This is a genomic window from Streptomyces huiliensis (assembly GCF_020037025.1).
In the GTDB taxonomy this organism is placed as follows: Bacteria; Actinomycetota; Actinomycetes; order Streptomycetales; family Streptomycetaceae; genus Streptomyces; species Streptomyces huiliensis.
Genome location: NZ_JAIQLH010000215.1, coordinates 1 through 13427 on the forward strand (window position 1 = coordinate 1; position 13427 = coordinate 13427).

10 protein-coding genes are annotated in these 13427 nt (G+C 74.6%); 4 read left to right on the plus strand and 6 right to left on the minus strand.

What is annotated here, in order from left to right; genetic code table 11:
* Positions 1 to 1275 (plus strand): PQQ-binding-like beta-propeller repeat protein (locus tag JNW98_RS28210; protein WP_223771136.1); only part of this gene is annotated, 1275 nt, incomplete at its 5' end.
* 70 nt (positions 1276 to 1345) lie between these two features.
* Here the strand turns inward: JNW98_RS28210 and JNW98_RS28215 are convergent.
* From JNW98_RS28215 to JNW98_RS28235, 5 genes are all read right to left on the minus strand, one after another.
* On the minus strand, positions 1346 to 2095 hold the full coding sequence (locus tag JNW98_RS28215; RefSeq protein WP_223771137.1) for a PepSY domain-containing protein: 750 nt from the start codon (positions 2093 to 2095) through the stop codon (positions 1346 to 1348).
* Between the two features lie 80 nt (positions 2096 to 2175).
* Positions 2176 to 4017: a dihydroxy-acid dehydratase gene (gene ilvD, locus JNW98_RS28220; protein WP_223771138.1), complete on the minus strand. Its 1842-nt coding sequence runs from the start codon at positions 4015 to 4017 to the stop codon at positions 2176 to 2178.
* A gap of 296 nt (positions 4018 to 4313) precedes the next feature.
* Positions 4314 to 4940 carry a TetR/AcrR family transcriptional regulator gene (locus tag JNW98_RS28225; RefSeq protein ID WP_223771139.1) on the minus strand — a complete coding sequence of 209 codons (627 nt, stop codon included), beginning with the start codon at positions 4938 to 4940 and terminating at the stop codon, positions 4314 to 4316.
* Positions 4937 to 5761 (minus strand): sugar phosphate isomerase/epimerase family protein, encoded by an 825-nt coding sequence (locus JNW98_RS28230; protein ID WP_223771140.1) that lies wholly within the window; start codon positions 5759 to 5761, stop codon positions 4937 to 4939. Before JNW98_RS28230 ends, JNW98_RS28225 begins: the two co-directional genes overlap by 4 nt.
* Before the next feature lie 128 nt (positions 5762 to 5889).
* Positions 5890 to 6822, minus strand: a complete 933-nt coding sequence (locus tag JNW98_RS28235; RefSeq protein WP_223771141.1) for a Ppx/GppA family phosphatase — start codon at positions 6820 to 6822, stop codon at positions 5890 to 5892.
* A gap of 45 nt (positions 6823 to 6867) precedes the next feature.
* Between JNW98_RS28235 and JNW98_RS28240 the strand changes: the two genes are divergently transcribed.
* Entirely contained in the window at positions 6868 to 7662 is a 795-nt protein-coding gene (locus tag JNW98_RS28240) for a DUF3109 family protein (RefSeq protein WP_223771142.1), read from the plus strand.
* A gap of 190 nt (positions 7663 to 7852) precedes the next feature.
* Here the strand turns inward: JNW98_RS28240 and JNW98_RS28245 are convergent, their stop codons facing one another.
* Positions 7853 to 9832, minus strand: a complete 1980-nt coding sequence (locus JNW98_RS28245) for a sigma-70 family RNA polymerase sigma factor (RefSeq protein WP_223771143.1) — start codon at positions 9830 to 9832, stop codon at positions 7853 to 7855.
* 647 nt (positions 9833 to 10479) lie between these two features.
* On the opposite strand from JNW98_RS28245, the gene radA reads away from it, so the two are divergent.
* Together radA and disA are read left to right on the plus strand one after the other, a co-directional pair.
* Positions 10480 to 11946, plus strand: a complete 1467-nt coding sequence (gene radA / locus JNW98_RS28250; protein ID WP_223771144.1) for a DNA repair protein RadA — start codon at positions 10480 to 10482, stop codon at positions 11944 to 11946.
* Between the two features lie 97 nt (positions 11947 to 12043).
* Positions 12044 to 13177 carry a DNA integrity scanning diadenylate cyclase DisA gene (gene disA, locus JNW98_RS28255; RefSeq protein ID WP_223771145.1) on the plus strand — a complete coding sequence of 378 codons (1134 nt, stop codon included), beginning with the start codon at positions 12044 to 12046 and terminating at the stop codon, positions 13175 to 13177.
* Positions 13178 to 13427 lie beyond the last annotated feature (250 nt).

The window sequence follows — 13427 nt, forward strand, 5'->3', positions numbered from 1 at the left end:
CACCCCGCGCGGCTCCCGGCCCAGAGTGCGGGCCGCGGTGCGGACGAGACGGTTCCGGCGGCCCGGCCGCGGTGGCGGCGCGTCGCGTGGTTCGCGGTGGGGGCGCTGGCGACGGTCGCGCTGGGCGTGGGCGCCGGCTGGGCCGTACGGCAGGCCGACACCGAGGACGAGCCGCTGCAGACCCGGGCCACCTCCGCGAGCACCGTCTGGCAGCCGTGGCAGGTCCCGCTGCCGGGGAAGCCGCCCGGGAAGCGCGGTGAGGCCCGTCCGGCCTTCTGCGACCACTCCGAGGGCGCGCTGTACTGCTCCGCCCCCGGGCTCCTGGCCGTCCGCATCAACAGCTACGACGGCACGGTGACGTGGCGGCGCGACGAGACGGGCCGACGGCCGGAAACGCCGCCGGCCGCCCCGGTCGTCGTCGGCGGCCTGGTGCACGTCCCGTCCGCCGACGGGCGCCGGCTGCTCGCCCTCGACGCCGCCTCGGGTGCGCAGCGCTGGGCCGGGGACGTGTCGCGGTACAAGGGGCGGATCTACTTCGCCGAGGACACGGTCCTGCTGGTCGACGAGGACGGCACGGTCACCGCGCTGGACGCACGGACGCACAGGCAGCGGTGGCGGCACGGCGTCCCGGGCTTCCGCACCCCGGTCTTCTCCTCCTACGGCACCGGTCCCGCCTACGCCGTCACGCCGTCGGACAGCGGGCGGTCCACCCGGGTCGTCGCCGTGGACCCGATCACCGGCAAGACGCTGTGGCAGTGGACGGCGAACGGCAGCCTGTCGGTCGTCGGTGCCCGGTGGGACGGCGGGCTCTACCTGACCGCCGCCGACTCGGACAACCGGGTCTCCGCCGTGGTGCGGTACGACCCGGCGGCGCGGCGGGAGCGGCGGGTGCTGCTGAGCGCGCCGGTACTCGCGGCGAGCACGGTGTCGCGGCGGGACAGCGTCTACGTCCTGTCCAACGACGGCGGGCTGACCTCGGTGGACACCGAGCGGGGGCTCCAGCTGTGGCGGACGGAGACGTCGGTGGCCAACGCGTCGGCGCTGGTGGCCGACCACCGCCGGGTGTACTTCTCGGCGGCGGACGGCCGGCTGATAGCGGTGGACGCGCTCGGGGGCGAGCTGCTCGGGCAGACGAAGCCGCGGCTGGCCAAGGCCGGGCAGGGCTTCCCGGGGGTGCTGCCGCCGCCGGTGGCGGCGCGCGGGAAGGTGTACGGCTCCGCGCCCGACGGGACGGTGTTCGCGCTGAACGGGCGGGAGCCGGAGCACTGGCGCTGAGACGCCTCGCGCTTGGGGGGTACGGAAGTACCGGCCGGGGAGTGCGGCCCGGGATGTGCCGGCCGGGCGGTCAGTCGCGGTCGACGTGTTCCCTGAGGACCGCCCGGTCGGTGGCGTCGATGTCGTACGTGGTCTTGTTCCAGTCGTTCGTGGTCACGACGTCGACCTTCCAGATCAGCTTCTTGCCTCCGCCGGTCTTCTCGTCGCTCGTCTCCAGTTCGAGCGTGGTGATCGTCCCCTTCTTGCGGCCGGTGGCCGTCGTGGCGGCGTCCTGCGGGGTGACGCGGGCGGCCTTGAGGTGGTCGGCGCGTTCCCGTTTGTCGTCGGCGTCCTGGTCGGCGTCGGCGGCCGACTTCGTGACCTTGCCGGTGACGCCGTCGACGACGACGGAGTGGGCTGTTCCGTCGGCCGTCGCGACCTCGGCGTGCCACTCGGGCCCGCCGTCCGGGGCGCGCTTCAGCTCGACGGCCAGGAGCTTGCTGCCCGCGACGTCGCCCGTCGCGGCCCGGGCGGCCTGCTCCCAGTCGGTCTTCGCGGCCGGGACCAGCGCCTTGCGCTCGGCCTGGTCGCTGGTGAGCGGCCGTTCCGTGGCGGGGGACGGGCCCGTCACCGTCGGCGCCCCGGAGCCGGACGGCGAGGTGCCGGCCGACGGGGAGGCGGTCTTCCCGCCGTCCCCGCCGTCGTCCCCGCACCCGGTGAGGAGCAGGGCGGCCGTCGCGGCGCCGCAGGCGGCCAGCAGCGCGGCCCGGGGGCGCGGCCGCCGGAAGGGCCGGAAAGGGGAGCTGTCCGTTCGGTTCTGATCAAGTCCACTCGGTGCCATGAATGAACTTGTTGCCCGGCCGCCATCCCCTATGTCCCGCCGTCGAGGCGGATCACCCGGGTGCGCGGCCACCGGATACGTCAGCCCAGCTTGGAGACGTCCCGCACCGCGCCCTTGTCCGCGCTGGTCGCCATCGCCGCGTACGCGCGCAGCGCCTGCGAGACCTTGCGCTCGCGGTTCCGGGGCGCGTAGACGCCGCCGAGGGCCGCGCGGCGGGCCGCCAGCTCCTCGTCCGGCACGAGGAGCTCGATGCTCCGGGACGGGATGTCGATGCGGATGCGGTCGCCGTCCTCGACGAGCGCGATCGTGCCGCCGGACGCGGCCTCGGGCGAGGCGTGGCCGATGCTCAGGCCCGAGGTGCCGCCGGAGAAGCGGCCGTCGGTGATCAGCGCGCACTTGGCGCCCAGGCCACGGCCCTTGAGGAAGGAGGTGGGGTAGAGCATCTCCTGCATGCCGGGGCCGCCCTTGGGGCCCTCGTAGCGGACGACGACCACGTCGCCCTCCTTGACGCGCTTGGTGAGGATGGCGTCCACCGCCTCCTCCTGGGACTCGACGACGACCGCCGGGCCCTCGAACGTCCAGATCGACTCGTCGACGCCGGCGGTCTTCACGACGCAGCCGTCCTCGGCGAGGTTGCCGTACAGGACGGCGAGGCCGCCGTCGGCGGAGTAGGCGTGGGCCGTGTCGCGGATGCAGCCGTTCGCGGCGTCGAGGTCGAGCGACTCCCAGCGTTCCGACTGCGAGAACGCCTCGGCGGAGCGGACGCAGCCGGGAGCGGCGTGGAACATCTCGACCGCCTCGGGGGCGGGCGAACCGCCGCGCACGTCCCAGCGCTTGAGCCACTCGGCGAGCGAGTCGGCGTGCACGCTGTGCACGTCCTCGTGCAGGTGACCGGCGCGGTGCAGCTCGCCGAGGATGGCGGGGATGCCGCCGGCCCTGTGCACGTCCTCCATGTGGTACGAGCCGTTGGGCGCGACCTTGCAGACGCAGGGGACGCGGCGCGAGACGGCGTCGATGTGCGCCATGTCGAAGTCGAGCCCGGCCTCCTGGGCGGCGGCGAGCAGGTGGAGGACGGTGTTGGTGGAACCGCCCATGGCGACGTCGAGGGCCATCGCGTTCTCGAAGGCGGCGAGGGAGGCGACGGAGCGCGGCAGGACCGTCGCGTCGTCCTGCTCGTACCAGCGGCGGGTGATCTCGACGACCGTGCGGCCCGCGGCCTCGTACAGCTCCTTGCGGGCGGTGTGCGTGGCGAGGACCGAACCGTTGCCGGGGAGGCCCAGGCCGAGCGCCTCGACCAGGCAGTTCATGGAGTTGGCGGTGAACATGCCGGAACAGGAGCCGCAGGTGGGACAGGCGGCCTCCTCGATGCGGGCCAGGTCCTCGTCCGAGACGGACTCGGAGACGGCCTCCGACATGGCGCTGATCAGGTCGAGGTTGGTGCGGACCGTGCCGTCGACGAGCGTCGTCTTGCCGGCCTCCATGGGACCGCCGGAGACGAAGACGGTCGGGATGTTCAGGCGGAGGGCGGCCATCAGCATGCCCGGCGTGATCTTGTCGCAGTTGGAGATGCAGATCAGCGCGTCCGCGCAGTGCGCCTCGGTCATGTACTCGACCGAGTCGGCGATCAGGTCGCGGGAGGGGAGGGAGTAGAGCATGCCGCCGTGGCCCATGGCGATGCCGTCGTCCACCGCGATGGTGTTGAACTCACGCGGCACGCCGCCCGCCGCCTTGATCGCCTCCGAGACGATCCGGCCGACCGGCTGGAGGTGGGTGTGGCCCGGCACGAACTCCGTGAAGCTGTTCGCCACCGCGATGATCGGCTTGCCGAAGTCCTCGCGCGCTACACCCGCGGCGCGCAGAAGGGCTCGGGCGCCCGCCATGTTGCGGCCGTGGGTGACGGTACGGGACCTCAGCTCGGGCATGTTCGCTCCGCTCGTCGTGGTGTGGTGTCGAGGGTACGCCGCGGGATCCGTGATCCGGACACGGTTTCCGGGATGTGAGATAGGCCCCGGTCCCGCCCTTTCTCCGTCTCTTGCATTGGGGCTACGCCCCCGCACCCCCGAAGCGCCCTACGGGCTCCCCCAGAGGGGGCACCCCCTGTCCTCAAACGCCGGACCGGCTATATCAGCCCGGCCGGCGCTTGAGGACGAGCGGCGAAGCCGCGATCAGGGGGTCTGGGGCGCAGCCCCAGGAAACGGCGAAGGGGCGGGACTGGGGCCTAACCCCCCTCCAAATGCCGCTGCACCGCCGGCGCCACCATCCGCACCACCGCGTCGAAATCCGCCGACGCCAACGGCTCCACCTTGATCACATGCCGCAGCATCACCACCCCCACCAGATGCGCCGCCGCGATCTCCGAACGCAACTGGGCGTCCGGGATGTCCAGCCCCCCGGCGATCCGCAGCATCAGCCGCTGCGTGACGAGGTCGCGGAAGACCGTCGCCGCCGTCTCGTTGACGACGGCCGAGCGGAGGATGGCGAGCACCGGCTCACGGGTGACGGGGTTCTCCCAGACGCCGAGGATGAAGCGGGTGATGCGTTCGCCCGCGTGCTCCCGGTCGCCCGCCAGCAGCACGTCCGGCGCGGGCAGGGCGGGCGCGAAGGCGACCTCGACGGCCGCCGCGAACACCTGCTCCTTGGGGCCGAAGTAGTGGTGGACGAGGGCGGGGTCGACGTCCGCGCCCCTGGCGATGGCGCGGATGGACGCCTTGTCGTAGCCGCGCTCGGCGAACTCCGCGCGGGCGGCGGCCACGATGCGCTCGCGGGCGCCCGGCCCGTTCCCGGTCTCCGCCCTGGGCGGGCGGCCTCGCCGCCGGGGCGGGGACGGCGGCTCGGCGGGCGTCACGGCCGGGCCACTCCCGTCGGGGACGCGAGGTGCAGCCGGGTGAAGGCCAGCGCCTCCGCCAGGTCCGCCTCCCGCTCGGCGGCCGACATGGCCCGCCGGGTGTTGACCTCGACCACGATGTGGCCGTCGAAGCCGCTGACGGCCAGCCGCTCCAGCAGCTCGGCGCAGGGCTGCTTGCCGCGCCCCGGGACGAGGTGCTCGTCCTTGTTCGAGCCGTTGCCGTCGGCGAGGTGGACGTGCGCGAGCCGGTCACCCATTCGGGCGATCATGTCCATCGCCTCCGTCCGGGCCGTCGCCGTGTGCGAGAGGTCGACGGTGAAGTGCCGGTAGTCGTCGTTGGCGACGTCCCAGTCGGGCGCGTAGGCGAGCAGTTCGCGGTCCCGGTAGCGCCAGGGATACATGTTCTCCACGGCGAAGCGGACGTCCGTCTCGTCGGCCATCCGCCAGATCCCCCGCACGAAGTCGCGGGCGTAGGAGCGCTGCCAGCGGAACGGCGGGTGGACGACGACCGTGGTCGCGCCGAGCCGTTCCGCTGCGGCCTTCGCCCGCTGGAGCTTGACCCAGGGGTCGGTGGACCAGACGCGCTGGGTGATCAGCAGACAGGGCGCGTGGACGGCGAGGATGGGCATCCGGTGGTAGTCGGAGAGCCTGCGCAGGGCGTCGATGTCCTGGCTGACCGGATCGGTCCAGACCATGACCTCGACGCCGTCGTAGCCCAGCCGGGCGGCGATCTCGAAGGCCGTCGCCGTGGACTCCGGGTAGACCGACGCCGTGGACAGGGCGACCTTGGCATCCGGGATGCGCACCACTGGCTCTGTCACGAAGGACAGCGTACGACCGCCCGTCACACGGCGGGCAGGTGGTCCACCCTCACACGGCGGGCAGGTGGTCCACCCTCACACGGCGGGCAGGTGGTCCACCCTCACACGGCGGGCAGGTGGTCCAACCGTCACACGGCGGGCAAGTGGTCCAGCCGCCGCAGGATGACGCCCTCCCGCAGCGCCCAGGGGCAGAGCTCGACCTCGTCCGTCCCGAACAGGTCCATCGCGGCCTCCGCGACCAGCGCCCCGGCCAGCAGCTGCGGGGCCCGGCCCGCCGAGACGCCGGGCAGGGCGGCCCGCTGTTCGGGGGTCATCCCCGCCAGCCGCGGAACCCAGTCCTCCAGCGCCTTGCGGGTGAGGGTGCGCTGCGCGAGGAGGCCGGCGCCGGAGCCCGGGGCGCCGGCGATGCGGGCGAGCTGCTTGAAGGTCTTGGAGGTGGCGACCGCGTGGTCGGGGGCGCCCAGCCGGGCGAACTCGCCGACCGTCCGGGCGATCTCCGCGCGGACGTGGCGGCGCAGCGCCCGGACGTCCTCGGGGTCGGGGAGCGGGTCGGGGAGCCGGGACGCGGTGAGGCGGCCGGCGCCGAGGGGGAGGGAGACGGCGGCGTCGGGGTCCTCGTCCTGCCCGTAGGCGATCTCCAGGGAGCCGCCGCCGATGTCGAGGACCAGCAGCTTGCCGGACGACCAGCCGAACCAGCGGCGGACGGCGAGGAAGGTGAGCCGCGCCTCCTCCTCGCCGCTGAGCACCGACAGCCGGACGCCGGTCTCCTCGTGGACGCGGGCGAGGACGTCGTCCGCGTTGGGCGCCTCGCGGACGGCGGAGGTGGCGAACGGGAGGACCTCCTCGACGCCCTTGTCCTCGGCCGCCTGGAGCGCGTCCCGGACGACGTCCACGAGACGGTCGACACCGGCGTCGGTGACGGCCCCGGAGCCGTCGAGCAGTTCCGCGAGGCGCAGCTCGGCCTTGTGCGAGTGGGCGGGCAGCGGGCGGGCGCCGGGGTGCGCGTCCACCACCAGCAGGTGGACCGTGTTCGATCCCACGTCCAGGACACCGAGTCTCATGTCGAGCACGCTACTGGGACCGGTGGGGACACATAGGCTTGAGGTGTGGCAAAGACGAAGAAGGCGAAGCCCGCCAAGCAGCAGAGCGCGCCCGACGAGGTCGGGCTCGACTTCGCCCGTGCCTGGGTCGAGTTCCCGGACCCGGCCGACGACGAACAGGTCTTCCGCTGCGATCTGACCTGGCTCACGTCCCGGTGGACCTGTGTCTTCGGCAGCGGCTGCCAGGGCATCAAGGCGGGCCGGGCGGACGACGGCTGCTGCACGCTGGGCGCGCACTTCTCCGACGAGGACGACGAACGGCGGGTGGCCGGCCACGTGGCGCGGCTCACCCCCGACATGTGGCAGTTCCACGGCGAGGGCACCTCGGCGGACGGCTGGACGCAGCTCGACGAGGACGGTGAGCGGCAGACGCGCCGGTGGAACGGCTCCTGCATCTTCCAGAACCGGCCCGGCTTCGCGGGCGGTGCCGGCTGCGCGCTGCACATCCTCGCCCTGAAGGAGGGCCGGGAGCCGCTGGAGACCAAGCCCGACGTGTGCTGGCAGCTGCCGGTCCGGCGGACGTACGACTGGATCGACCGGCCCGACGACACCCAGATCCTCCAGGTCACGATCGGCGAGTACGACCGGCGGGGCTGGGGCCCCGGCGGTCACGACCTCCACTGGTGGTGCACCTCCGCGCGCTCGGCGCACGGTGCCGGCGAGCCGGTGTACGTCAGCTATCGGGCGGAGCTGATGGAACTGATGGGGAAGAAGGGGTACGCGCGGCTGGTGGAGCTGTGCGAGGAGCGGATGGCTTCGCTGCTGCCGATGGCGCCGCATCCGGCGGATCCGGTGGCGTAGCGGGCCCGGTGACGCGTGAGGCGTGACGTGTGACGCGTGACGCCGAGGCCGGGCCGGGGCCGGGGCCTGCTCTCCCGCGCGGGGCGGTTTCCGCCGCCGGACGGACGCCGACGCCAGGGCGAGGCGCGGCGGCGATGGGCGTCCTGGCAGCGGAACGGACTCGTGGTCTCGGTGCCACGTGGCCTCGGTGTCATGTGGCCTCGGTCCGCCGGAGCCGTCCCGGGCCGTCGACCGGCACGGTGGCGGGGCCCGGCGCCAGGCGGACCTGGGTCCGCCAGGGGCCGGCCGGTTCCCGGTCGGGGTCGGTGGCGACCGTGAAGGTCAGGGAACGGCCGGGCAGCAGCACGCCGCCCGTCCGGCCGAGGCGCAGCCAGGCCGCGCCGGGCGTCGCCGCCCAGTGCACCTCTCCGCCGACGGCCGTGACGGTGACGAGCGTGTCGGAGCCGCTCGGCTGTGCGGCCACGGTCAGCCGCCCGAAACCCGGCCACAGGTCGGGTGGGGTGCGGGGGGTGTAGGAGCCGCGGGTGCCGGGAGGCGTTTGAGGGGCCGGGGGGAAGGCGGTGGGCCACGGTCCGGGGTGAGAAGCGTCCGGTGGTGCCGAGGTCGGGGGTGCGGAGGTGCGTGCGGCGGCCGGATGCGGGATGGGGCGCGGGGTGGGGGTGGCGAAGACGGTTGGGGTGTCGGTGACGCCCGGGCCGGGGGAATCGGCGGGTTGAGCAGGGGGACCGGAGAGGCTGCTGCGAGCCGGGAGCCCGGTGGTACCTGAGGAGCCGGTGCGGCCGGACCTTCCGGGGCCGGGAGACTCGCCCCCGCCGCGGAGGTCGGCGGCCGTACCGCTGAGGTCACCGGCGACGTCGCCATCTCGCGCGTCGCCGAGGTCGCCGAGGTCGCCGAGGACATCGGATTCGCCCGTGGCACGGCTTTCTTCCACGGCATGAGAGTCACTGGCGGCACGGGAGTCACCGTCGCCGCGGCTGTCCCCGACGACACGGGTTTCCTCGCGGTCCCCCGCCCGCTCTTCGTCCCCCGGATCGGGAACGGGAGCGCGGGAGGGGCGCGTGGGGTCGTCGGTGGGCGCCTCTTCGGCCGTGACGGCGCCCTCTCCGGTTCCCGCGCCGGGCCGGCCGCCCGAGGGCGTCTCCCGGCAGGCGGCCCACAGCGCCAGGGCGGGCGCGGCGGCGACCGTCGCCACGACGGTCGTGGTGACGGCCCGGTGGCGCAGCCGGCTGCGGCGGCCCGACCGGTCCGCGGGCGGCAGCGGATAGCCCTCGCGGTCGTAGCGCGGGCTGCCCGGGCGGGTGGCGCGGGCGTGCCGCAAGGCCGCCTGGAGGGCCGTGAGCGGGGCTTTCAGGAGCGGGAGTTCGGCGCGCGGGGCGGCGGTGCCGGGCCAGGGCTCGTCCGCGGTGACCCTTTCGGCCGTGCGTCGGCAGTCGGCGCAGTCATCCACGTGCCGGACGAGCGCGCGGCGGACGGCCGGGCCGAGCGGCGCCCCGGTGTCCCCGCCGACGGCGAAGCGGGCGACGGCCCGGCAGCGGCCGGCGGCGACGACGGCGAGCGCCGTGCGGGTGCGTTCGACCTCGCAGGCGGCGCCGGCGAGCAGGGCCCGTGTCGTGTCGGGGTCGAGCCGCAGCACGGTGGCGACGTCGTGGGACGGCAGGCCGTGGCGCACGGACAGCTCCAGCGCCTCGCGCTGCACCGCGTCGGTGCCGGCCGCCTCCGGCCAGGCCAGTGGATCGGTCTCGGCGTGGCGGAAGGGGAGGGGGCGGGCGCGGGGCCCGGCGGGCCCCGCCGCCCTGGGCGCCTCCCCCGGCCCGAAAGCCCCCGCCGGCCCGGCGGCCAGGCGCCGCCGGCAGGCCCAGCGGGCCAGGGCGTACAGCCAGGGCCGCGGCGGACCGGGCGGGGTGCGGTCGGCGCGGCGTTCGGCGAGGGAGAGGGCCTCGGCGAGGGCGCAGGTGGCCATGTCGGGCTCGTGGAGGAGGAAGAGGCAGTAGGTGTAGAGGCCGTCGAGGTGGGGGGTCGCCCGGGCGAGGTGAACGTGCGGCGCCACGGGTGGTGGTGGGTCGTCGGGGGCGGGCGTGACGACCGAGGGTCGCGGGGCGGCCGCCGCGCGGTGGGGCGGCCGCGACCCGCCGGGGGCATGCGGGGGCTGCTCGTACCTGCTCGTCATCATTCCGGCGACCGTAGGGGGACCCGGATGGGCGCTTCGCGACGCTCAGCCGGGTTTACCCCGTACGGGGGAGCTCATCCTGAGAAGGGCCGCTGTATCGGTACGTTCCGGGCGCCTCGACGGCGCGGAGCGCGCCGGGGCACGCCGGGGCGGCAGGGGTGCGCGGGGCCGGCGGGCCGCGCCGGGCGCGTACGACGCGAGCCGGTTCCGGCGGGTGTCACGGATTACGGAAGGCGGCGGGCACGGGGGGCGACGTGGGATGGCCTCCACCTCCAGGCCACGGACCATGGGCCACAGCCAACCAGGACGGTTTGCCTCCCGGGACGGCCCCGCGAACCGGCTCGCCGTACGAGCAGGGACGGCGCAGGACGAGCCCGGACGGCCCGCCGACCCCCGCCGCGCCCCGGCGGCGGCGATGGCGGCGCCGGAGGCGGAGCAGTACCGCCAGTCGGCCCGCACGCCCCCGCGAACGGAGAAGCGGGACGTGCCCGGCACGCCCGCCGGCCCGCCACCCCCGCCCGCGTCCGCCGGAACGGCCCGCCCACGCCCCGCCCGCGTCCGCCCGCGGCCCGTGAAACACACCCCGTCACTCCCACTCCGGACAGCGAAGCGCCGGAGCGTTGTCAGTGGTTGCCGCTACGGTGACTCGCATGGCTGCCCGTACCTCTCGTTCGTCCGCCAAGGACCGGCCCTCCTACCGCTGCACCGAGTGCGGCTGGACCACCGCGAAGTGGCTCGGCCGCTGTCCGGAGTGCCAGGCGTGGGGCACGGTCGAGGAGTACGGCGCGCCCGCCGTGCGGACGACCGCGCCCGGGCGGGTCACGTCCGCCGCGCTGCCCATCGGCCAGGTGGACGGCCGGCGGGCCACCGCGCGCGGCACGGGCGTCCCGGAGCTCGACCGGGTGCTGGGCGGCGGCCTCGTGCCGGGCGCCGTGGTGCTGCTGGCGGGCGAGCCGGGCGTGGGCAAGTCGACGCTGCTGCTGGACGTCGCGGCGAAGTCGGCGTCCGACGAGCACCGGACGCTGTACGTGACGGGCGAGGAGTCGGCGAGCCAGGTGCGGCTGCGCGCCGACCGCATCGGCGCCCTCTCGGAGCACCTGTACCTGGCGGCCGAGACGGACCTGTCGGCCGTCCTCGCCCACCTGGACTCCGTCAAGCCGTCGCTGCTGATCCTCGACTCCGTGCAGACCGTCGCCTCCCCGGAGATCGACGGCGCCCCCGGCGGCATGGCGCAGGTGCGCGAGGTGGCCGGCGCACTCATCCGCGCCTCGAAGGAGCGCGGGATGTCGACGCTCCTCGTCGGCCACGTGACAAAGGACGGCGCGATCGCCGGGCCGCGGCTGCTGGAGCACCTGGTGGACGTCGTGCTGCACTTCGAGGGCGACCGGCACGCCCGGCTGCGCCTGGTCCGGGGCGTGAAGAACCGCTACGGGGCGACGGACGAGGTCGGCTGCTTCGAGCTGCACGACGAGGGCATCGTCGGCCTGGCCGACCCCAGCGGCCTGTTCCTGACCCGCCGCGCCGAGCCGGTGCCGGGCACCTGTCTGACGGTCACCCTGGAGGGCCGCCGCCCGCTGGTGGCCGAGGTGCAGGCGCTCACGGTGGACTCCCAGATCCCGTCGCCCCGCCGCACCACCTCGGGCCTGGAGACCTCCCGGGTCTCGATGATGCTGGCGGTGCTCGAACAGCGGGGCCGCATCAGCGCCCTGGGCAAGCGGGACATCTACAGCGCGACGGTCGGCGGCGTGAAACTCTCCGAGCCGGCCGCCGACCTGGCCGTCGCCCTGGCCCTGGCCAGCGCCGCGAGCGACACCCCGCTGCCGAAGAACCTGGTGGCGATCGGCGAGGTCGGGCTCGCGGGCGAGGTCAGACGGGTCACGGGCGTCCAGCGCCGGCTGGCGGAGGCGCACCGGCTCGGTTTCACGCACGCCCTGGTGCCGTCGGATCCGGGCAAGGTGCCCGCCGGGATGCGGGTGCTCGAGGTCGCCGACATAGCCGATGCGCTGCGGGTACTCCCGCGCGGGAGGCGCCGGGCGGCGGCCCCCGACGAGGACGGGCAGGCTCCGCCGCGGGCCCGGCCGGAGGACGCCCCTCTTCAATCGGCTCGACGCCAGTAGACTTTGCCCTGGTCCCGCCCTCCCCCAGCACGCGACCGGAAACGGGGGCGCGGGGGCGGCCCGCGGCCACCGTTGACCATGCGACCGGAGGAGTGCAGTGGCAGCCAACGACCGGGCATCGGGCCCCGGCAGGGCCGGGGGCGGCTCCGGTGGCTCCCATGCCGACGGGCTGATGCGCGCTTCGCTGAGCGCCGTCGCGCCCGGCACGGCCCTGCGCGACGGCCTTGAGCGCGTTCTTCGCGGCAATACGGGCGGGCTCATCGTCCTCGGCATGGACAAGACCGTCGACTCGATGTGCACCGGCGGTTTCGTCCTCGACGTGGAGTTCACCGCGACCAGACTCCGCGAGCTGTGCAAGCTCGACGGGGCGCTGATCCTCGACAAGGACATCACCAAGATCGTCCGGGCGGGCGTACAGCTCGTCCCGGACGCGTCGATCCCCACGGAGGAGACCGGCACCCGGCACCGCACGGCGCAGCGGGTCTCCATCCAGTGCGGCTTCCCCGTCGTCTCCGTGAGCCAGTCCATGCGGCTGATCGCGCTGTACGTGGACGGGGAGCGGCGCGTGCTGGAGGAGTCCGGGGCGATCCTGTCCCGCGCCAACCAGGCGCTGGCCACCCTGGAGCGGTACAAGCTCCGCCTGGACGAGGTGGCCGGCACGCTCTCCGCCCTGGAGATCGAGGACCTGGTCACGGTCCGGGACGTCACGGCGGTCTCGCAGCGCCTGGAGATGGTGCGGCGCATCGCCACGGAGATCGCGGAGTACGTGGTCGAGCTGGGCACCGACGGCCGGCTGCTCTCCCTCCAGCTCGACGAGCTGATCGCGGGCGTGGAGCCGGAGCGCGACCTGGTCGTCCGGGACTACGTCCCCGAGCCGACCGCCAAGCGCACCCGCACGGTGCCCGAGGCACTCACCGAGCTCGACTCGCTCACCCACACCGAGCTCCTCGAACTGCCCATCGTGGCCCGGGCCCTGGGCTACAGCGGCTCGCCGGAGACGCTGGACTCGGCCGTCTCGCCGCGCGGCTACCGCCTGCTGGCCAAGGTGCCCCGGCTGCCGGGCGCGATCATCGAGCGGCTGGTGGAGCACTTCGGCGGACTGCAGAAGCTGCTGGCCGCGAGCGTGGACGACCTCCAGGCCGTGGAGGGCGTCGGCGAGGCCCGCGCCCGCTCGGTCCGCGAGGGGCTGTCCCGCCTGGCCGAGTCGTCGATCCTCGAACGGTACGTGTAAGGGCCGAACGCCACAGGAGAGAACGCCACAGGAAAGGGGGTCCCGGCCGGGACCCCCTTTCCACACGCTGCGAATTCCACACCCTGCGAACGCGGCGCCCGGCACTCAGCCCTTGTCCAGGACGAACTGCCCGCGGTCGACGACGCCGCCGATCTTCACCTCGACCCGGTACGTGCCGGCCACGGCCGCCGCGCCGGCCGTCGGGACGGCGCACTGCGGGGCGCTGCGCCTGCGGTCCCACTCCAGGGTG